Below are 20,618 nucleotides of genomic sequence, written 5' to 3' on the forward strand. Positions count from 1 at the left end.
GGGACGGAAAAGCGGGCTTGGCGTGTTAAAAGACCTAAAATCCGTTCCGGCAATTCCGAATGGACGCTAAACATTTCAGATCGTTGACGAAACCCGCGTGACGCATGCCCGACAGCATCGTGGCTTCCCACAGGCTGGATCTTGTTCACCGGCGCTTGCTGCGCGATGGCGCGCCGGTGCCGCTGGGCGACCGCGCCTTCGACCTGCTGGTGGCCCTGGCGGCGGCGGACGGGGCGGCGGTGCCGGCCGATGCGCTGACGGCGCGGGTCTGGCCCGGCGTGACGGTCAGCCCCGGCAATCTGCGCGTCCAGGTCCGCGCCCTGCGCCGCGCCCTGGGCGACGGGGCGGTGGTGAATGTGCCGGGCGTGGGTTACCGGCTGGCCCTGACCATGGCGGGGGACGGGCTGGCGGGCCATGCGGCTGACCCCCTGGTCGGGCGGGAAGGGGAACTGGAGCGGCTGGGCGAACTGCTGTCACGCGCCCGGCTGGTCAGTGTCATCGGGCCGGGCGGGGTGGGCAAGACCAGCCTGGCCCTGGCCGCGGCAGGCCTGGTGAAGGGCTTGCGCACGGTGCATGTGGAACTGGCCCCCATTCGCCAGCCGGGCCTGCTGCCCGTGGTGACGGCGGCGGCGCTGTCGCTGCGGCTGATGCAGGCCGATGTGCTGGGCACGGTTCGCGCCGGTCTGGCGGAACGGCCGACCCTGCTGCTGCTGGACAATACCGAACACCTGCTGGACGAGGTGGCGGAATTCGCCGACGACCTGCTGGGCCATTGCCCCGACCTGCGCATCCTGCTGACCAGCCGGGAACCGCTGGGCCTGGGCGGGGAGATGCTGCTGCATCTCTGCCCGCTGGAATGCCCGCCGGAGGGGGAGGGACGGGCGGATGCGATCCGCGCCTATCCGGCGATGCGGCTGGTGCTGCGCAACCATGCTCAGGCGGGATGGAAGCCGCCGGGTGATGAGCAGATGCCGGCATTGGCAAGGCTGTGCCGGCATCTGGACGGGCTGCCGCTGGCCCTGCTGCTGCTGGCCGCCTGGCTGCGCGATTGCCCGGTGACGGAGGTGGAGCGGGTGCTGGCCGGCCGGTTCCGTGACCTGCCGCTGCCGGCCAACGCCGGGTACCGCCATGGCAACCTGGACCATATGCTGGACTGGAGCGTGGAACTGCTGACACCGGCGGAACGGCTGCTGCTGGGGCGGCTGGCGGTGTTCGCCGGGGCATGGCCGGTGGAGGCGGCGGTGGCGGTCTGCGGGGCGGCACCGCTGGACGCCACGGCCGTGCCGGGCATGGTGGCGGGGCTGGTCTCCCGGTCCCTGGTGGCGGGCCCGATCCAGACGCGCCAGCAGGGTTTGCGCCTGCTGGAGACGATCCGGGAACATGTGCTGGCCCGCGATCCGGGGATGCTGGACCGGGAAGGGCTGCGCGGGCTGCTCTGCGGCTGGCTGACGCGGGGATTGCGCCGGCACATGATGGAAAACGGGCGGCAAAGCTTCACCACCAGGGGGCTGGAGATCGATATCGCCGATATCCGCGCCATGCTGGACTGGGCGATGGGTGGCGGGGATGTGGTCGCGGGCCAGGTGCTGGCCATCGATTCCTACCGGCTGTGGAACAGTGCCGGTCCCTTCACGGAGATCATGGAATATCTGACGCGGGCCTGGGACCTGTGCGGGCCGGACACCCCGCCGCTGGTGGGGGCCATGCTGGGCCTGCTGCTGCATGGGGAGGGAGTGCCGATGCGCCTGCCCCAGCATGCCGACCGGCCACGTTATGCGGCCGAGGATCTGGAAGCGGCCGTGGCGACCCTGCGCGGGCCGGATGTGCCGCCGACCTGGGCCATCGACGGGCTGATGTCGGCTGGTTATATCCGCCGCTATACCGGCGACCAGCAGGCCTGTCTGGCGCTGTGGGAGGAGGCGGTGTCCATCGCCGAGGCGCAGGGGATCGTCACCGACGCGGCGCGGCACTGGTCCCTGATCGGCTGGCAGCGGGCGGAGATGGGCGACATGGCCGGCGCGCGAGCGGATTTCGCCCGGTCGCTGGAACTGGCGGAGCGGCATGACCTGCCCCGCGGCCTGACCCTGATGCGGCTGGCCGATGCGGAATTCAATGCCGGGCAGTTGGACCGCGCCATCGCCCTGACGGGGGAGGCGCTGGCCTCGCCCCGGTCGGCGACCTTGACGCTGCGCCAGACGCTGCATGCCAACCTCGCCTCCTACCTGCTGGTGGCGGGGCGGTTGGAGGAGGCTGTGGCGCAGGCGCTGCCGGCCCTGCGACTGGTGATCGAACTGCATTACAGCTACGCCCATCCCTGGACGCTGGAACGGGGCGCGTTGCTGGCCTTGCGGCTGGGCCGGCCGGCGCTGGCGGTGGGACTGGCCCGGCTGGCGGAGCGGCTGATCGCGGAGGCACGGATGAAGCGTGGCGGGGTGGAGAAGGCCGTGCACGCGTTGCTGGCCGAGGGGCTGGCCGAGGTGAACGACGGCGGGCCGGTGCCGGAGGTGGCGGACGCGCTGGCGCAACTGCTGGACTTCTACGGGGTACAGGCGGCGGGGGCGTCCACCCGCCGATAACGCCGCCCTGCCATGGCCGTTCCGGGTGGCCCCCGTTCTTGCATTGGGCGGGCGTCGGCATTAGGTTCCGGCCGCATCGGGGGGCCGTCCCGGTGACGGTCCTCCGCCTCCCTTTCACCAACGGAACGGGTTCGCGGGATGAAGTCCGCCGTCATCGTCTTCCCCGGTTCCAATTGCGACCGCGATATTGCGGTTGCCTTGGAACAGGCTTCCGGCAAGAAGCCCCACATGGCCTTCCACAAGGACAGTGATCTGCCGGACGTCGACGTCATCGCCGTCCCCGGCGGGTTCTCCTATGGCGACTATCTGCGCTGCGGCGCCATGGCCGCCCATTCGCCGATCATGAAGGTCGTCAAGGAACGCGCCGCCAAGGGCGTGCGCGTCGTCGGCATCTGCAACGGCTTCCAGATCATCACGGAAGCGGGCCTGCTGCCCGGCGCCCTGATCCGCAACAAGTCGCTGAAATATGTCTGCCGCAGCGTCGGTCTGAAGGTGGAAAGCACCGACAGCGACTATACGCGCAAGTACAGCCAGGGCCAGGTGATCGGCATTCCGGTCGGCCATGGCGAGGGCAATTATGTCGCCGATGACGAGACGCTGAAGCGTCTGGAGGGCGAGGGGCTGGTGGCGTTCCGCTATGCCACGCTGCCCGGCCAGTCCGCCGATCAGGCCAACCCCAACGGGGCGACCAACGACATTGCCGGCATCTTCAACGCCCAGCGCAACGTGCTGGGCATGATGCCGCATCCGGAACGCGCCTTCGACCCGCTGCATGGCAACACCGATGGCCGTGCCTTCTTCGATAGCCTGGTGGAGGCCCTGTCGTGAGCGCCTGGAAGGAACCCGTGGTCAACGAGGCGCTCGCCGCCGAACATGGCATCAAGGCCGACGAGTACAAGCGCCTGCTGGAGATCGTCGGCCGCATGCCGACCTTCACCGAGCTGGGCATCTATTCCGTGATGTGGTCGGAGCATTGCTCCTACAAATCCTCGCGCGTCTGGCTGAAGAAGTTCCCGACGACGGCCCCCTGGGTGATCTGCGGTCCGGGTGAGAATGCCGGCGTCATCGATATCGGTGACAACCAGGCCGCCATCTTCAAGATGGAGAGCCATAACCACCCCTCATATATCGAGCCCTTCCAGGGTGCGGCGACGGGCGTGGGCGGCATCCTGCGCGACGTGTTCACCATGGGTGCGCGGCCCATCGCCAACCTGAACGCGCTGCGCTTCGGTGAGCCGTCCCATCCCAAGACCCGCCAGCTGGTGGCCGGCGTGGTGTCGGGCATCGGCCATTACGGCAATTGCGTGGGCGTGCCGACGGTCGGCGGCGAGACCAATTTCCACAAGGCGTACAATGGCAACTGCCTGGTCAACGCCATGACCGTGGGCATCGCCGACCAGGACAAGATTTTCTATTCCAAGGCGGCCGGTATCGGTAACCCCGTGGTCTATGTCGGGTCGAAGACCGGCCGCGACGGCATCCATGGCGCCACCATGTCCTCGGCCGAATTCACCGAGGACAGCGAGGCCAAGCGCCCCACGGTGCAGGTCGGCGACCCGTTCACGGAAAAGCTGCTGATCGAGGCCTGCCTGGAGCTGATGGGTACCGACGCCATCCAGTCCATCCAGGACATGGGTGCCGCCGGCCTGACCTCGTCGTCGGTCGAGATGGCCGGCAAGGGCGGTCTGGGCATCGAGCTGCATCTGGAGAAGGTGCCGCAGCGTGAGACGGGCATGACCCCGTACGAGATCATGCTGTCGGAGAGCCAGGAACGCATGCTGATGATCCTGAAGCCCGGTTCCGAAGACGTGGCCCGCGCCATCTTCGAGAAGTGGGAACTGGATTTCGCCGTGATCGGCCACCTGACCGATACGGGCCATTTCGTCCTGAAGATGAATGGCGAGACCTATTGCGATCTGGCCCTGGCGCCGCTGTTCGACGCGGCCCCGCTGTATAACCGTCCCTGGGAAGAGACGCCGGCGCAGCCGGAATTGGACCTGGACGAGGATGAGCTGTGGCCGGAAGATCTGTCGCTGGGTGACATCCTGACCAAGCTGGTCGCCTGCCCCGATCTGGCGTCCAAGCGCTGGATCTGGCAGCAATATGACAGCCAGGTGGGGGCGGATACCCGCTTCCTGTCGGGGCAGGCCGATGCCGCCGTGGTCCGCGTGCATGGCACCAACAAGGCGCTGGCCATGTCGTCCGACGTGACCCCCCGCTATTGCTTCGCCGACCCGGTGCAGGGTGGGCGTCAGGCCGTGGCCGAGAGCTATCGCAACGTGTCGGCCGTCGGCGCCCTGCCGCTGGCCATCACCGACAACATGAATTTCGGCAATCCGGAAAAGCCCCGCATCATGGGGCAGTTCGCGGGCTGCGTCGAAGGCATGGCCGAAGCTTGCCGCGTCCTGGACTACCCGGTCGTGTCCGGCAATGTCTCGCTCTATAACGAGACCAATGGCGTGGGCATCCTGCCGACCCCGACCGTGGGCGGCGTCGGCTTGCTGGCCGATGGCCACAAGGCCGTGGGCCTGGGCTTCAAGACCGATGGCGACGTCATCCTGCTGGTGGGCGAGACCGAAGGCCATCTGGGCCAGAGCCTCTATCTGCGCGAGATCCTGGGCCTGGAAGAGGGCCCGGCGCCCGCCGTCGATCTGGAAACCGAGAAGCGTCACGGCACCTTCGTGCGTGGCCTGATCCAGGACGGTCTGGTCACCGCCTCGCACGACGTGTCGGATGGCGGGTTGCAGGTGGCGCTGGCCGAGATGGCCATGGCCGGCAACAAGGGTGCCGACCTGTCCGGCCTGGATGGCTGGCACGTGTCGGAACTGTTCGGTGAGGACCAGGGCCGGTATGTCCTGACGGTCAAGGCGGGCGATGCCGAGGCCGTGGAGACCAAGGCCGCCGAGGCCGGCGTGACGCTGTCGCGCATCGGCACCGTGGGCGGCGACGCCCTGACGGGCGCCGGTGCGACCTTGATCACGGTCGCGGCACTGATCGAAGCGAACGAGGCTTGGCTGCCGGCCTATATGAATGGCAAGGTGAACTGATCTTCACCCTGTGAAGCCCGCCATCCCGATCTAGCCGGGATGGCGGGCGTTTTTATGCGAGGACCCGACCCATGGCGATGCACGCATCCGAAATCGAGGCCCTGCTGCGCGAGGCGTTCCCCGACGCGGTGGTCCGCATCGACGACCTGCGCGGTGATGGCGACCATTACGCGGCCTATGTGGAAAGCCCATCCTTCAAGGGCAAGACCCGTGTCGCACAACATCAATTGGTGTATGCTGCGCTCAAAGGTCGTATGGGCAACGAATTGCACGCGCTGATGTTGACGACGGCGGTGCCGAAGGACTGACGGGGGAGCCATGCCGGACGTACAAGGACGATGGCGTTCTCTGTTTGCCGGTCTTGCTCTCCTGTGTGTGATTGCTTCCCCGGTGCTGGCCGATGGTGCGCCGGGTGACCTTCTGTCGGGGCATCTGAACATTCCGACCGCCGAGGCGGCGGCGGATTCGACCAAGGCCGTTGCCTATCTGACGACAGCGCTGGAGATTGGCGAGGATCCCGGCAGGCTTGTGATTGATTTCGCAGATGGCACTGCCGGGGCCACGCTGTCGCTGGGCGACCCGCGCAGCCGAGGCCACCGCTTCCTTGTCGATCCGAATATCATGGATATGGCGGGGCTGCCGGCGGGGACGTATCAGGCCTGTTGGATGGAAATGCGGAAGGGCGAACAGCGTGCTCCGCTGAAATCGCTTGGTTGCTGGCAAAAGGAACCCACGCGGAAGCCAAACTTGGCCTTTACTGTTAACGCGGGGGATATCCTGTATCTGGGGCATCTGCGCGGACGGGCGGATGGTCTGGTGAAGACCGTCCTCATCGCGGAAACATTGCTGAAACGCGGGGTGGCCAGTGATCCGGCCTTCAACCAGACCGTTGATGACAAGCTCGCGGTCCATGGGTTGACCAAGAGCGACATCCATGGATATGGCGTCCGGACCCTGTCAGACGGGTCCAATCTTGTTCAGGTCTGGCTGGATGAGCAGAAAATCCCGGCCGGCACTCTGCTCGACCTTCTGGTGGTGCCGAGGGCAACCAGCCTTATGGGCGTGAATTCACAGACCCTTATGCGTTTCGTGTTCAGCGTCGAGGATCGGCTTGATGAGTTTTCGACCAGTTTGCCCCCGGAGTTGCGAAGCAGGGTCCGAACGGCCTTACTGTTGCAGCCCGGTGAAGTGATCATCGACGCTGTACCCGTTGGTCCGGCGAAGTCCGTCCCCTGACAGGTTATTTCTTTTGCTCCGGCACGCCACCGCACAACAGCGACTTCGGCGCAGGCCGGATGGCGGCAATGGCGAATGGCACCGTGAGGCCCGGAAAATCCTTCATTGCCGCCATAGCCTGCTGCGACTCGTCCGTTCGATTGATCATCGTTGCCTGATACCGGTCATTGATTCCCAGTACAAAGTCGCCGACATAGTTCACCTGTCCCGCCTTGATTTCCACTACGTTGGGTTTGGAAATGCAGGTCAGGACGGGCTGCATCATCAACATGGCGTCATGCGAGAAGACGCTGGAAACGACATAGAAGCCCGGCGTCACGACCCGGGCATAATACTGCGTCACGACGGTGCTAACGTCTTGATTGCCAATGGCGTTATGACCAATCTCAAACGTATCGTCGGGAACGCCGGCGCCAAAGATGTTGCGGTTTATTTCCATTGTCGCCGGATCGAGCTTCACAAACCGCAGGGAATAGCTGGCCTTGACCGGTAACATCGTCCGCAAACCCAGCAGAACCGCGGCCTTATCCGTCTGCTGTGCGGTCAGACGTTCGTCGCGGCCCATGTCGCTCCCCGCGACGCAGCCCGCCAACAGCACCAAAATTGCCATCAATGAAAGAATATTCTTCATTCGATACCGTCCTATATTGCACAATATGCCATCATAATTAGCCGTAGGTAGTATATCGTAATATTCCGTCGCGTCCAATCAGGGATTGCGCCATGCAGTTCGGAGCGGGGCGCAATGCGTGGAAGAGGCTCTATCCCCTAAACAGGGATCACTATATAACGTGCCATGGGTCGCAACAGCCACGGGGCTGAGCGGAGTTATGTCAAGGATCTGACCAGATGGACCAGACGGTTGCCGAGCGCATCAAGCGCGACATCAGCGACAATGACGTCGTTCTCTACATGAAGGGGACGCCCGTGTTCCCGCAGTGCGGCTTTTCCGCCGCCGTTGTTCAGGTGCTGAGCCACCTGGGCGTGAAGTTCAAGGGCATCGACATCCTGGTCGACCCGGCCCTGCGCCAGGGCATCAAGGAATTCACCAACTGGCCGACCATCCCGCAGCTCTATGTGAAGGGCGAATTCGTGGGCGGCTGCGACATCATCCGCGAGATGTACGAGGCGGGCGAGCTGCAGGACCTGCTGCGCGACAAGGGCGTGGCCTTCGCCGACGCCGCCTGATCGGTCTGTGCGGTTGACAAGAGTTGGAAAGGGCCTTCCCGTTGGGGAGGCCCTTTTTGTTCGTGTACTTTTGGCGGGTAATTTCAACTTTGCAAATAGTTGTATAAATAATAATCGTTGCAATCTATTTTCTATGCATTGCCATCCGCTTGGCCGATATTTCGCTACGGGGCGTGTATTGGCTGGAGTGGGATATGCGGAATATTGGATTGATGGTGGGTCTCGCCTTGCTGGCTGTTTCAGGCGCCGGCGCGCAGGAAGCGGAAAAGCCCGCCATGTCGGAGCCGATCGTGCAGACCGCACCGGCGAAGGATGATGGCAGTCGTCTGGTGTGTAAGACGGAGAAGGAAACCGGGTCGCGCGTGAAGCGTAACAAGATCTGCAAGACCAAGCAGGAATGGAATGAGATGCGCCAGAACACCAACAAGCAGTTGGATGAATACGGCAAGCAGGCGCCGCCCAATCCGCTGCCGTCGACATCCGGTTGATACCGACATGAAAAAAGGGCCGCCCCGGATGGAGCGGCCCTTTCGCTTTTGGCACGGGGACGGTTCAGGCCTTCCGGGCCACGATATTGTCCACGGCGACGGCACCGGCGCCATGGGCGGCCAGGACCAGGAAGCCGCCGGCCATGGCCAGGTTCTTCCAGAACATGATGGACTGGATATACGCCATCTGCGCATCGGCCAGCGCCCAGTAATTATGGAACAGGATGGCTGAGACCACCGAGAAGCCGGCCAGCGCCAAGGCGGCGGCGCGGGTCTGGAAACCGGCGACGATGAAGGCGCCACCCACCAGTTCCGTCAGGATGGCGGCAACCAGCAGCAGTTCGGACGGGAGCGGCAGGCCGGCGGAGCCGACATAGGCCAGACTGCCTTCCCAGCCCGTGACCTTCGACAGGCCGGAAGAGATGAAGATGGCGGCCAGCAGCACGCGGCCGACAACCGGCAGGTATTTGGAGTTGGCGGCGATCAGGTTGTTCATGATGAGGTTCCTTTGGCTTTTCGGTAGGGGCGCCGGCATCGGGCGCCGTCGTCTTGAAACCGAAAGTACGCCTGCCGAACCTTCGCGACAATGCGCATTCATCACGATTAATTGTCGCGCAAAACGGGACAATCCAAACCACAAAAAAGGCCGCGTCCCGAGGGACGCGGCCTGATCTGTCACCCGAGGGTGCCGGACCTTAGCGCGAATAGAATTCGACGACCAGGTTCGGTTCCATCTGGGTCGGGTACGGAACGTCGGTCAGGTTCGGGGCGCGCAGGTAGGTGCCCTTGAAGTTGCCGGTGTCGACGGTCACGTAATCCGGGAAGTCGCGCTCACCGGACTGGATGGCTTCCATGATGATGGCGAAGTTCTTGGCCTTGGCGCGAACCTCGACGACGTCGTTATCCTTCACCTGGTAGGAGGGGATGTTGACGCGCTTGCCGTTCACGGTGATGTGGCCGTGATTGACGATCTGGCGGGCCGAGAACGGGGTCGGGGCGAACTTCATGCGGTAGACGACGGCGTCCAGGCGGCGCTCCAGCAGCTGGATCAGGTTCTCGCCCGAGTCACCCTTGCGGCGCACGGCTTCCTGGTACAGCTTGCGGAACTGCTTCTCGCCGATATTGCCGTAATAGCCCTTCAGCTTCTGCTTGGCCATCAGCTGCAGACCGAAGTCCGACGGCTTCTTGCGGCGCTGGCCATGCTGGCCGGGGCCATATTCGCGCTTGTTGATCGGGGACTTCGAACGCCCCCACAGGTTGACGCCGAGGCGGCGGTCAATCTTGTACTTGGCTTCCTGACGCTTGCTCATAACGCACTCCATTCTCGCCGCCCGTATCAGACGGTCCTGTTGTCCCGGTAGTTCCCTGCCCTTTGCCCATTGGGGTTCCAAAAGGCAAAACAGGGACGGGGCGCCAAAGTGACCGGCGCCCGCCTTCCCAGGAATGGTGGCGGGTATAGGGGAAGGTTGCGGGGATGTCAAATCCCCATCGGCTTGGGCCGGTGCAACCCTGGTGGGCGTCGTAGGTCAGGTTGAGGCGCCAGCCGAGCCCTGACGGGGAAAGCTTCAAGCCTGCCTGTCAGGGCTCGCTCTGCTCGACCTGACCTACGATTTCACAGGCAGGCGGCCAGCGCCTTGGCGAACTGCCCGGCGGTTTCCACCGACAGGCCGGCGACATTGATGCGGCCGGAGCCGGCCATGTAGACGGCATGGTCCTCGCGCAGGCGCTTCACCACGTCCGGCGACAGCGGCAGCAGGGAGAACATGCCGCGCTGCTGGTCCACGCGGCCCAGCACACCGCCATGGCCGGCCAGCGCGGCGCGGATGCCCAGCAGCCGGTCGCGCATCGTGTCCAGTTCCAGCTTCCAGTCGGCGGCGAGCGTGGCATCGTCCAGCAGCGTGGCGATGACCGCCCCGCCGTGGTCGGGCGGCATGGACCAGTTGGCCCGCGCCAGGGCCAGGATGTTGGAGGAGATACGGTCGGTGTCGCCGGCCGCCGCCGTCTGCACGATCAGGGCGCCGACGCGGTCGCGGTACACACCGAAATTCTTGTCGCAGGAATAGGCCAGCACAGCCTCCGGGCAGGCATCCATGACTAGGCGCACACCGGCGGCGTCCTGTTCCATGCCCAGGCCAAGGCCCTGATAGGCCAGGTCCAGGAAGGGAACGATGCCGCGGGCCGACAGCAATTCGGCAATGGCCTTCCACTGGTCCAGGTCGAAATCAGCCCCGGTGGGGTTATGGCAGCAGCCATGCAGAAGGGCGATGTCGCCGGCCTGTGCCTTGTTCAGCGCATCCATGACGGCGTCGAAGGTGATGGCCTGGGTATTGGTGTCGAAATGCTTGTAGGTCTGCACCTTCAGGCCGGCGGCGGCCAGCACGGGCGGGTGGTTGGGCCAGGTCGGCGTGCCCACCCAGACAGTGGCGCCGGGCTTGGTGGCCCCCAGCAACTCCGCGCCCAGGCGCAGGGCGCCAGTACCGCCCGGCGTCTGCACGCCCGTCAGCCGGCCGGACAGATCGACATCGCCCAGGGCCAGACGCGCCATGTGGCGGGCGAAGGCGACATTGCCCTCCGGTCCCAGATAGGACTTGCTGTCCTGGGTTTCCCACAGCTTCTTCTCCGCCGCCTTGACGGACCGCATGACGGGGGTGTTGCCGGCATCGTCGCGGAACACGCCCACGCCCAGGTCAAGCTTGCCCGGACGGGGATCGTTGCGGAACATGCCGATCAGGGCCAGAAGGGCGTCGGCGGGCTGTTGGGCCAGCGGCTGGAAGAAGGACATGGAAGCCTCTGTTGAGGGGCGGAAGAAAGGGAGCCACAGGATAGGCGTTCGACAGCGCAATTACTTTGCGAACTGAGCCCCGTCCAGCGCCGATCTGCCCTGCGCGGCCGGTTCCGGTGGCGAATTATTGCGCCGGGCGACGAGTGGCCAGCCAGATGCCCGGCAGAACCAGGGCGATGCCCAGCAGGTGATAGGGCTCCAGCCGCTCCCCCAGCAGCAGGGCCGCCAGGGCGGCGTTATAGAGCGGGGTCAGATACAGGACCATGCCCGCCCGCCCGGCGCCGAACACGGTGACGAGGCGGCCATAGACCAGATAGGAGGCAAGGCCGGGAATGATGGCCAGGAAGACCAGGGTGGCGACGGTGCGCACCGACAGGTCGGCCACCTGACCCGCCGCCATCTCCAGCGCATAGAAGGGCAGCATGGACACCACGCCGCCGGCGCAGATGCCGGAGAAGCGGGCGAACGGTGTCAGGCCCGAGGCGCGGTGGCGCAGCAGCAGCGAATAGAAGGCCCAGCCATTGGCCGCCAGCACGATCCACAGATCGCCCGCTGTGAAATGCAGGTGCAGCAGCGCCCTGGGATCGCCCTTGGCGATGACGGCGACGACACCCGACAGGCTGATGGCCACGCCCAGCGCCTGCACCGCGCTGACCTTCTCCCGCCAGAACAGGCGGCCGTAGAGCACGATCAGCACGGGGGCGGCGGCATAGATCAGGCTGATATTGGTGGCCGTCGTCGTCTGCCCGGCCAGATAGACGGGCGCCCCGCAGATGCCCATGCCCAGGCTGCCCAGCAGCAGGAAGCCCCGCCAGTCGCGCCGAAATTCCGGCCAGCCGGCCACCAGTTCGTTCCAGATGAAGGGTGCCAGGAACAGCAAGGCCAGCGCCCAGCGCCAGAACGCCATGGCCACGGCCGGTATCTCCCCCGCCACGAACCGGGCCGCCAGCACATTCGACCCGAACAGCAGGGGCGAGGCGGCCAGCAGCAGGAACCAGGAAAAAGGGGAGGGGCGGTGGGACATGGGCGCTGGATAGGCCGGGCGGTATGGGCTTGCCAAGTGCCTGTTCGGGGCGGCAGGGAAATTTAATCTGGGCCCAGGATTACTGGCTCAGAACCTGCCCTCCCAGGTCCACCGCGAGAATGGCCAAGATGCAGAGGACGGCCAGACCCGGTTGCGGCCGGGGCTGGCAGATATCGGCACCGATTTCCCTGTCCCACAGGGTCGGCTTGGCCCGGTCCAGGCGCAGCTTGCCGTTATAGAAGGTGATCATGTTCACCAGAGGCACGCCCAGGCCCCACCCTTTCAGCCAGAGCAGATATTGCCGGCGCAACAGAGTGCGCAGGTCGGGGATCGTGCCATCGGGCCGGGCCAGCCGCAGATCCAGCAGCGCCTTGCCCGGCGTCGTGCCGATCCAGGCGAACAGCAGGGCCTGCAGCGTCAGGCCCACCGGCAGGGAAGCGAACATCACCAGGAACCGGGTGCCATCCGCCTTCACGCGGATATCCAGCAGGGCCAACAGCACAATCAGCACCGCCTTGACCAGATAGAGGTCGAGCAATTGTGCCCAGAGGCGCGGCCAAGGGCCGGCCTTGCGCGGCTCGTCCAGGGCTGGCAGGGGTGGGGCCGGGCCTGCATCCTCCGGCCGCTGGGCGGGGCCGGCGACGCGCAGCTGTTCGGTGAAGTCGGGGATAGTGCCGGCCCGTGCCCAGGCCGTCATTCCCGGTGCCCACAGCCAGTCGCGTGCATCCAGTTCCCCCGTCAACAGCAGGTTCCGCAGGCGCTGGACCGGGATGGGGCCCCAGCCATCGCCTTCATGCGCGTACCACCAACTGTCCGACATGTTTTGATCCTGTGACATGGGAGAGCGTCAGAGACGGAAGCTGATCTGGATGCGTCCCGTGATCAGCAACTGAAGGCCCAGATTGATCGCCAGACCGGCCAGCAGGACTAGGCTGAACCGGGCCGTGTCATGGCGATCCTGATAGACGTCCAGACCGCACGCCCCGTCCCATTTCGTGCGCCAGGCGCGGTCCACCCGCTTCTTGGCGAAATACATGAAGAACAGCCCGATGATAGGGATGCCCAGTGCGAATCCTTGCACCCAGAGCTGTATCTGCCGTTGCGCCAGCGTGGCGATGTCTGGGCGGCGGCCATCCAGCTGGCGCAGCCGCAGGCCCAGCAGCGCCTTGCCCGGCGTGGTTCCGGTTGCTGCGACCGATATCCCCAACAGCAGCAGGGTGATCGGCAGTACACAAATATTCAGCGACAGCGCTATCTGTAGATTCTTGCCCCAATAGCCCATGAGCATGAGGGAGAGGAGCAAGGTAATGTTGACAAGCGACAAATCGAGTATGGTTGCCAAGTAACGCGACCAGGGGCCGGCCCGTCTTGCCCCCTCCGTGTCGGGAAACCGGTCCGGTGGCGGTACCGGTTCCGGCTTCTGTCCGTTGAGGCTGTTGCCCGCCTCCCGCAGAGCCGGGGCGAAGTCCGGCAGGGTGCCGATCGGCGCCCAGGCCGCCATGCCCGGCCTCCACATCCAGTCGCGCCCGTCCAGTTCCCGCGCCATCAGCAATTTGCCCACGCGCTCCGCCGTCAGCGGGCCGTAACATTCCCCGTCATACGCGTACCACCATCTATCTGGCATCTCTTGCCTCGTTTTAAATCGATAAGGGATATACCGAAACGATCCACAATCGTTCAAGTGTCAGCGAAGGGTCGATTCCAGGCCGTTCAGCAGACTTTGAACGCGAACCTTCTCCGGCTCATCCCCGTTCGGCCACCAGCCCTGGATGGTCCAGACCTCGCCGGAGGCGAGGCCGCGCAAATGCCGTGCTTCCATCTCCGGCTCCATGCCTTCCTCCGGTTCGGATGTGAAGGGGCCGGTCCGGATGCAGACGGGCTGGTCGCCGACGGGCGCGGGGAAGGGTTCATCACGGTTGGGGATGATGCTCCGCAGCTGTTCCGCGACATGGTCCGGGAAGGGCCTGTCGATGAACTCGCGGCGGATCATCCCGCGTCCGTCGCGGTCCTGTTTCCAGAACCAATGGGCGGTGCCGCCATCGTCCAGCTGTTCCACTTCGATAACCCAGCCTGTCGCCAGCCGGCCGACCTTTCCCGTAACGGGATTGCGCCATCGATCGCTGAGGGCCATCGGCTGAGTGTATAATCTTCCCTCCTCGTCCGGCATCAGGGCATGGAACGGGTTGGGCAGGTTCAGGGCCACGCTCAACAGGGCCGAATAGGCCAGGAACGCTAACGGATGGCGCATCCGCCGGTCGTCATGCTGCCACATACGCAGGTCCAGTGCCGCGTCCCACCGGGTGGGCTGTCCGCGCATGACGCGCCGGCAGCTGAAGGTAGCGGTGATGGGTGCGGCAAGATGGATGCCCAGGCCAAGCCCTTCCACCCAAAGCCGGGCTTGGCGCTTCAACAGGGTCGGGAAATCCGGCCGGGTGCCGTCCAGGCGCGTCAGGCGCAGGCCCAGCAGCGCCTTGCCCGGTGTGGTGCCGGTCAGGGCTACCATCGGTGCCTGTAGCAGCAATGCCAGCAGAATGAGAATCCAGACCGCGACGAACTGCGCCATATTCCCTTCAAGGCCCGTGGCGTTGAACCCCATGATCAGGAGCAGGAGAATATAGGGCGGCGTCAGGATCGTGACGCCAATCATCAGATCGACCCCCTGGGCCAGCAGGCGCGGCAGCGGCCGGGCAGGGTGGGGGGCATTGGGATCGGGCAGAGGCAGATCGGGTTTCAATTGGTCGCCGGTCCGGTCCAAGGTCGACCCCAGGATGGCGCCATCGCGCACATGCCACCATTTTCCCGACATTGCCGTGCCATCTCCCCTTATCGCGGATGATGGTGTCGGCTCCAGGTCAACCCGTCAACGGGTTGCGGGTTCGGCGGTTATCTCGCGTGCCAGCAGCATGCGGTCCAGGCGCGGTTCCAGGCGGATGCCGGCGCGCACCAGCCAGCGGCCTTCGGCATGCATTACGGGGATCCAGGCCACATCGTCATGCAGGGCGCGGGCGGCGTCCTGCAATAGGCGATTGCGGCGGCCGGCATCGGCTTCGCCCAATGCCGTTACCAATTGCCGGTCGATATCGGCGTTGCAATAGCCACCGTAATTATGGGCGCCGCGGCCGGTCCCCTCCACGCCCCGGCCCAGCAGGGCCAGCAGCGAGGCCGGCATATTGGCGGGATTGTAGATCCAGCCGCCATAGAACAGCTCGAATTCGCCGGTGCGCAGCCGTTCGATATAGCGGTCCATGGGTTCGACCTGCACCTTGGCCCGCACACCGACCATGGCCAGGAAATGGGCGATGGCGTCGCCCACCTTGGACTGCATCGGCGTGACCATCAGGGTTGTGTCGAACCCGCCGGCGAACCCCGCCTCGGCCAGCAGGCGGCGGGCTTCGGCCAGGTCATGTTCGTCATCGGGGATGTCGGGGACATGGGCATCGGTGTCTTTCATGGCCATCTGGCCCGTGGCGTTACCGAAACCGGGCACGATGCGGTCGGCCAGCAGCCGGCCGGGAATGGCCAGCAGCAGGGCGCGGCGCACCCGCCGGTCGCGGAACCGGTTGGGGCCGTCGGGCCCATCGGCGGCGCGCTGGTTGGACTGCAGATAGGTCACCCCGCTGGACGGCCCCTCCACCAGCACCAGGTCCGGCCGGCGGGCGAAGAAAGGCAAGGATTCCAACGATGGATTGTCCAGGATATCGATCCTGCCCTCCACCATGGCGGTCACCCGCTCCTTCTCCGTCAGATGGATCAGGCGGACATGGTCCCAGCCGGCGGGGCTGCCCCAATAATCCCGGTTGCGTTCCACCACCATCTCGTCGGCGGCGAACCGGGCCAGACGGAAGGGGCCGGTGCCGAAGCCGGGGTCGGCATAATGGTCGCTGTCGCCCCAGCGATCGCCGGCGCAGCCGCCGGGCGTGAAGGTGATATTCAGGTCGGCGGGTGCCGCGACGATGGGCACGCTGGCCATGTCGCTGGGGAAGATGGCCACCCGCATCTCATGCCGGATGCGGATGGTGAAGGGGTCCGGCGCCTCCACCGCGATGATCCCGGCCAGCCGCGCGGCCAAGGCCCGCGGTTCCAGCCCGACCTTTCCCACGCGGCAGAAGCTGTACAGCACGTCGCGGGCGGTGAAGGGCTGGCCGTTCTGGAACCGCACGCCGCGGCGCAGATGGAACAGCCAAGCCCCGTCGGCCGTCTGTTCCCAGCGTTCCGCCAGACGCGGCACGGGGCGGAAGGCGGCGTCGACGCCGGCCAGCCCCTCATAAATCTGGTCATGCAGCAGGTAATCGGCGCGGTTGGCGCCCAGATGCGGATCGGCGGAACGCGCCAGATTCATCAGGCCGATGCGCAGCTCGGCGGCCTCCGCGCCAGCCGTGATCAGCAGCGCCTGGCCGGCCAGCAGCAGCAATCCCATCCAGGACCGGAAACGCGGCGCCAGCAAACGCAACTCCACCCGCAAGGCGCCCCAAATGGTGGGGGCACCGCACTATGCGATCGCCACCACCACTAAAGCAATAGGCCGAATGAGAGATATTATTGCGCCCTCAAGCGCCGGGCGCCGCCATCCGGCGGCTTGGCTTGCGCGCCACGTGGCGCGGGCCGGCAATCTCCGGCCGCCGACAGTCATCCGGGATGACTGTCGGATCACATCCCCTCGAACTGGATCTCCCAGGGCTCGGCCGCCGCGTCACGCAGCCAGTCCTGCATGGCGGGCAGGGCATAGATCGCATCGATATAGGCGGCGGAGACGGGATCGACCGCCACCTGCCAGGTGCGCAGGCGCGTGGCGACGGGGGCGAACATGGCGTCGGCGATGCTGAACGCGCCGAACAGGAAGGGGCCGCCGGCACCGAATCGGGCGCGGCAATCGGTCCAGATGGCCAGCACCCGGTCGATATCCGCCTGGGCGGCGGCCACGCGATCGGGCCGGTCATGGCGCTTGAGCACATCCATGAACAGGTTCTTGCGCAGGTCGGGGAAACCGGAATGCATCTCCGCCGCCACGGCGCGGGCCACGGCACGGGTTCCCTGATCGGCGGGCCAGAGCTGCGCGTTGGGGAACAACTCGTTCACATATTCGCAGACCGCCAGGCTGTCCCAGACCACCAGATCGCCATGACGCAGCGACGGGGCCTTGCCGCTGGGCGCGTGGGACAGCAGCGTCGCCTTGGTCTCCGGCTGGCGCAGCGGCACCACCACCTCCGTGAAACGTGCACCGGCATGGCGCAGGGCCAACCAGGGGCGCAGGGACCAGGAGGAATAGGCCTTGTTGCCCATCACCAGGGTAAGGGGGGCGGAGGGGATGTCGGACATGGCAGCGCTCTGCTTCACCGTTGCGGAGTGGAGGGCGGGAGAGTAGGGCTGTTGGCGAACGACCGCAAAGCCCCAAACTTGCCTTCGGGACAATCGCGGCATCCAGCACAGCAATGCCAGAAGGACGATATTTCGTGACCGCCTATCTTCTGACCGCACAAGCCGCCGATACCGTCACCATCACCCTGCTGAAGAAGGACGGGTTGGATGCCTGGCTGGCTGCCGCAGCACCTGTCGAGGCCGCCTGGGTGAAGCGCCTGGGCTTCAAGGCCGGGGCCGGTGCCACCGCCCTGGTGCCGGGTGCTGACGGGTCGCTGGCCCGTGTGCTGGTGGGCGTGGCGGATCGTATCGATATCTGGTCCCTGGCGGGCCTGCCGGGCAGCCTGCCGTCCGGGTCCTATGCGATCGAGACGGAGCTGGATGCGGATACCGCCACGGCGGTGGCCACGGGCTGGGTCCTGGCGACCTACCAGTTCACCCGTTACAAGAAGTCGGCCAAGGAATTCGCTGCCCTGGTGCTGCCGGCCAAGGCCGACCGGGCCGCCGTGGAGCGCTTTGCCAAGTCGGCCTTCCTGGTGCGCGATCTGGTGAACACCCCGTGCGAGGATATGGGGCCGCCGGAACTGGCGGCGGTGGCGGAGACGCTGGCGGCGGAGTTCGGGGCGAAGTTCAATGTCATCGTCGGCGACGACCTGCTGACCCAGAATTATCCGATGATCCATGCCGTGGGCCGCGCCGCCGCCCGTGCGCCTCGCCTGATCGAGCTGCGCTGGGGCGATGCGTCCCATCCGCTGGTGACGCTGGTCGGCAAGGGGGTCTGCTTCGACACCGGCGGGCTGGATATCAAGCCGGCATCCGGCATGCTGATGATGAAGAAGGATATGGGCGGCGGGGCGCATGCCCTGGGCCTGGCGCGACTGATCATGGACGCCAAGCTGCCGGTGCGGCTGCGCGTGCTGGTCCCGGCCGTGGAGAATTCCATTGCCGGCAATGCCTTCCGCCCCATGGACATCATCCCCACCCGCAAGGGCCTGACGGTGGAGATCGGCAATACCGACGCCGAAGGCCGCCTGATCCTGTGCGACGCGCTGGCCGATGCCGATGCTGAGAAGCCGGCCCTGCTGCTGGATTTCGCCACGCTGACGGGGGCGGCACGGGTGGCGCTGGGCCCGGACCTTCCGGCCCTGTTCTCCAACAATGACGAGCTGGCGAACGACATCCTGGCAGCGGGTACGGCCAAGGACGATCCGCTGTGGCGCCTGCCGCTGTGGCAGGGCTATCGCAACCAGCTGGACAGCAAGATCGCCGACCTGAACAACGCGCCCGGCGGCGGCATGGCAGGCGCCATCACGGCGGCCCTCTACCTGGAGCAGTTCGTGTCCAAGGACACGGTCTGGGCCCATGTCGACCTGTTCTCCTGGAACCAGTCCAATCGTCCCGGCCGTCCGGAAGGGGGGGAGGCGATGACGCTGCGCGCCTTCTTCGACGTGATCGCTAGGCGTTTTGGTTCGAAACAGTAACAATCCTTGCCAGTCCAGCCTTGCCGACAGGGTTAATCTTCGGCACACTCGGTTTCCGTGCCCGGCCGCGATTTCCGCGAAGCATCGGGCACGGGGACGCGGGTTTCGGGGGGCGGGGCATGTCACGTAACCTTCAGGCGTTGCAGCTTTGGCGACGGGCCCTGGTGGCCAGCGTTCGCAAGGATGGGCCGGACCTGTCCGCGCGGCAGCTGGCGCTGCTGCTCACCGTCTTCCTGACGCCGCCGCCGCATACAGTGCGCGGACTGGCCGCGACCCTGAACGTGTCGAAACCCGCCATCACCCGCGCACTGGACCGGCTGGGCCGGCTGGGCTACATCAAGCGCAAGCGCGATCAGGAGGATCGCCGTAACGTGCTGGTCCAGCGGACCGTGAAAGGGTCCGTGTTTCTGACCGAGTTCGGCCAGATGGTGATCGACGCGGAGAAGGCGCCCCAGAACGGCGACGAAGGCGGGGCCGTCGCGGACCCTGTCCTGGATGTCAGCGGCGTCGTGTCTCCCGTCATGGTGGACGGCGCCCGAACGGAAGCCCTGGCCCCATCGGCATGACCGACCAAGCAAAACCCGACCCCCGTATCCATCCCTATCGTGATGATCTGGCCGCCTCCTATCTGCGCGGCCGCGTGCAGGCCGCGCGGTTCATCGATGGCGTACCCTGCCAGGTCCGCAGCGGCTTCGTGGCATTGAAGGAGGAACCGTCCTTCGAGGCGCGGCAATCCACCGAACTGCTGCTGGGCGAAGGCTTCACCGTGCTGGACGAGCATGATGGCTGGGCCTGGGGCCAGAACGAGACCGACGGCTATGTCGGCTGGCTGCGGGTCGAGGCGCTGGAAGCCGACCTGACCGAGGCCACGCACAAGGTGACGGCGCTACGCACCTTCCTGCAGCCCGAAGCCGATCTGAAGCTGCCCTTCCTGGATGTGCTGCCCATGGGTGCCAGCGTCGTGGTGACGGGCGAGCAGGGCGACTGGCGGCAGGTGGAGGGCGGGGGCTGGCTGCATGCCCGCCACCTAGCGCCCGTGGACGCGCATGCCGCCGATTTCGTCGCCGTGGCGGAGCGGTTCGTGGGCACCCCCTATCTCTGGGGCGGGCGCACCAGCATCGGCATCGATTGTTCCGGCCTGGTGCAGGTGGCGCTGCTGGCGGCGGGGGCGGAATGCCTGCGCGACAGCGATCAGCAGGCGGCCTTGCTGGGAACGCTGATCTCCGCCGATGGCACCGGCGTGGAATATCGCCGGGGCGACCTGGTGTTCTTCCCCGGCCATGTCGGCATCATGACCGACGCCACCACCTTGCTGCACGCCAACGCCTTCCACATGCAGGTGGTGGCGGAGCCGCTGGCCGATGTGCTGGCGCGCGCGGGTGCCAAGGGCATCAATGCGGTGAAGCGTCTGGGATAGGGTGTTGTTCAGGGTTTGTAGGCA

At 65.8% G+C, this 20,618-nt stretch carries 20 protein-coding genes; 10 read left to right on the forward strand and 10 right to left on the reverse strand.

Annotated features, from left to right (window positions below):
- The first annotated feature begins 104 nt into the window (after window positions 1-104).
- From ACM9HJ_RS23705 to ACM9HJ_RS23725, 5 genes are all read left to right on the forward strand, one after another.
- The gene (locus tag ACM9HJ_RS23705; RefSeq protein ID WP_416574251.1) at window positions 105-2,576 is read left to right on the forward strand and encodes an ATP-binding protein; all 2,472 of its coding nucleotides are present in this window, start codon (window positions 105-107) and stop codon (window positions 2,574-2,576) included.
- A 138-nt stretch (window positions 2,577-2,714) separates the two neighbouring features.
- Entirely contained in the window at window positions 2,715-3,404 is a 690-nt protein-coding gene (purQ, locus tag ACM9HJ_RS23710; protein WP_416574252.1) for a phosphoribosylformylglycinamidine synthase subunit PurQ, read from the forward strand.
- On the forward strand, window positions 3,401-5,623 hold the full coding sequence (gene purL / locus ACM9HJ_RS23715; RefSeq protein ID WP_416574253.1) for a phosphoribosylformylglycinamidine synthase subunit PurL: 2,223 nt from the start codon (window positions 3,401-3,403) through the stop codon (window positions 5,621-5,623). Before purQ ends, purL begins: the two co-directional genes overlap by 4 nt.
- Window positions 5,624-5,694: 71 nt before the next feature.
- Window positions 5,695-5,931 carry a BolA/IbaG family iron-sulfur metabolism protein gene (locus ACM9HJ_RS23720; RefSeq protein WP_416574254.1) on the forward strand — a complete coding sequence of 79 codons (237 nt, stop codon included), beginning with the start codon at window positions 5,695-5,697 and terminating at the stop codon, window positions 5,929-5,931.
- Window positions 5,932-5,941: 10 nt separating this feature from the next.
- A complete protein-coding gene (locus ACM9HJ_RS23725) occupies window positions 5,942-6,859 on the forward strand; it encodes a hypothetical protein (RefSeq protein WP_416574255.1) in 918 nt (305 codons plus the stop codon).
- 4 nt (window positions 6,860-6,863) lie between these two features.
- On the opposite strand, the gene ACM9HJ_RS23730 is transcribed toward ACM9HJ_RS23725, so the two are convergent.
- Complete coding sequence (locus ACM9HJ_RS23730) at window positions 6,864-7,490, reverse strand: hypothetical protein (protein WP_416574256.1); 627 nt, start codon at window positions 7,488-7,490, stop codon at window positions 6,864-6,866.
- Window positions 7,491-7,708: 218 nt separating this feature from the next.
- Here ACM9HJ_RS23730 and grxD point away from each other — a divergent pair, with 218 nt between their 5' ends.
- Both grxD and ACM9HJ_RS23740 read left to right on the forward strand, forming a co-directional pair.
- Window positions 7,709-8,047, forward strand: coding sequence for a Grx4 family monothiol glutaredoxin (gene grxD, locus ACM9HJ_RS23735; RefSeq protein WP_416574257.1), 339 nt, complete (start codon window positions 7,709-7,711; stop codon window positions 8,045-8,047).
- 149 nt (window positions 8,048-8,196) lie between these two features.
- A complete protein-coding gene (locus ACM9HJ_RS23740; protein WP_416574258.1) occupies window positions 8,197-8,535 on the forward strand; it encodes a hypothetical protein in 339 nt (112 codons plus the stop codon).
- A 64-nt stretch (window positions 8,536-8,599) separates the two neighbouring features.
- Here the strand turns inward: ACM9HJ_RS23740 and ACM9HJ_RS23745 are convergent, their stop codons facing one another.
- The 9 genes from ACM9HJ_RS23745 to ACM9HJ_RS23785 all read right to left on the reverse strand — a co-directional run bounded on the left by ACM9HJ_RS23745 (window position 8,600) and on the right by ACM9HJ_RS23785 (window position 17,657).
- Window positions 8,600-9,031 (reverse strand): DoxX family protein, encoded by a 432-nt coding sequence (locus tag ACM9HJ_RS23745; protein WP_416574259.1) that lies wholly within the window; start codon window positions 9,029-9,031, stop codon window positions 8,600-8,602.
- A gap of 199 nt (window positions 9,032-9,230) precedes the next feature.
- A complete protein-coding gene (gene rpsD / locus ACM9HJ_RS23750; protein WP_416574260.1) occupies window positions 9,231-9,845 on the reverse strand; it encodes a 30S ribosomal protein S4 in 615 nt (204 codons plus the stop codon).
- A 302-nt stretch (window positions 9,846-10,147) separates the two neighbouring features.
- The gene (locus tag ACM9HJ_RS23755; RefSeq protein WP_416574261.1) at window positions 10,148-11,317 is read right to left on the reverse strand and encodes an aromatic amino acid transaminase; all 1,170 of its coding nucleotides are present in this window, start codon (window positions 11,315-11,317) and stop codon (window positions 10,148-10,150) included.
- A 124-nt stretch (window positions 11,318-11,441) separates the two neighbouring features.
- Window positions 11,442-12,341, reverse strand: a complete 900-nt coding sequence (locus ACM9HJ_RS23760) for a DMT family transporter (protein ID WP_416574262.1) — start codon at window positions 12,339-12,341, stop codon at window positions 11,442-11,444.
- Window positions 12,342-12,420: 79 nt separating this feature from the next.
- Complete coding sequence (locus ACM9HJ_RS23765; protein WP_416574263.1) at window positions 12,421-13,161, reverse strand: RDD family protein; 741 nt, start codon at window positions 13,159-13,161, stop codon at window positions 12,421-12,423.
- A gap of 27 nt (window positions 13,162-13,188) precedes the next feature.
- Window positions 13,189-13,965, reverse strand: a complete 777-nt coding sequence (locus ACM9HJ_RS23770) for an RDD family protein (protein WP_416574264.1) — start codon at window positions 13,963-13,965, stop codon at window positions 13,189-13,191.
- Between the two features lie 60 nt (window positions 13,966-14,025).
- Window positions 14,026-15,147, reverse strand: a complete 1,122-nt coding sequence (locus ACM9HJ_RS23775; RefSeq protein ID WP_416574265.1) for an RDD family protein — start codon at window positions 15,145-15,147, stop codon at window positions 14,026-14,028.
- Between the two features lie 54 nt (window positions 15,148-15,201).
- Window positions 15,202-16,797: an ABC transporter substrate-binding protein gene (locus ACM9HJ_RS23780; RefSeq protein WP_416574266.1), complete on the reverse strand. Its 1,596-nt coding sequence runs from the start codon at window positions 16,795-16,797 to the stop codon at window positions 15,202-15,204.
- Between the two features lie 191 nt (window positions 16,798-16,988).
- Entirely contained in the window at window positions 16,989-17,657 is a 669-nt protein-coding gene (locus tag ACM9HJ_RS23785) for a glutathione S-transferase family protein (RefSeq protein WP_416574267.1), read from the reverse strand.
- A gap of 134 nt (window positions 17,658-17,791) precedes the next feature.
- Between ACM9HJ_RS23785 and ACM9HJ_RS23790 the strand changes: the two genes are divergently transcribed.
- The 3 genes from ACM9HJ_RS23790 to ACM9HJ_RS23800 all read left to right on the forward strand — a co-directional run bounded on the left by ACM9HJ_RS23790 (window position 17,792) and on the right by ACM9HJ_RS23800 (window position 20,594).
- Window positions 17,792-19,177, forward strand: a complete 1,386-nt coding sequence (locus tag ACM9HJ_RS23790; protein ID WP_416574268.1) for a leucyl aminopeptidase family protein — start codon at window positions 17,792-17,794, stop codon at window positions 19,175-19,177.
- A gap of 119 nt (window positions 19,178-19,296) precedes the next feature.
- Window positions 19,297-19,743 carry a MarR family transcriptional regulator gene (locus ACM9HJ_RS23795; RefSeq protein ID WP_416574269.1) on the forward strand — a complete coding sequence of 149 codons (447 nt, stop codon included), beginning with the start codon at window positions 19,297-19,299 and terminating at the stop codon, window positions 19,741-19,743.
- Window positions 19,740-20,594, forward strand: coding sequence for a C40 family peptidase (locus ACM9HJ_RS23800; protein ID WP_416574270.1), 855 nt, complete (start codon window positions 19,740-19,742; stop codon window positions 20,592-20,594). Before ACM9HJ_RS23795 ends, ACM9HJ_RS23800 begins: the two co-directional genes overlap by 4 nt.
- Window positions 20,595-20,618: the final 24 nt, after the last annotated feature.

The sequence above is a fragment of the Niveispirillum sp. KHB5.9 genome, from assembly GCF_048066115.1.
Taxonomy (GTDB): domain Bacteria; phylum Pseudomonadota; class Alphaproteobacteria; order Azospirillales; family Azospirillaceae; genus Niveispirillum.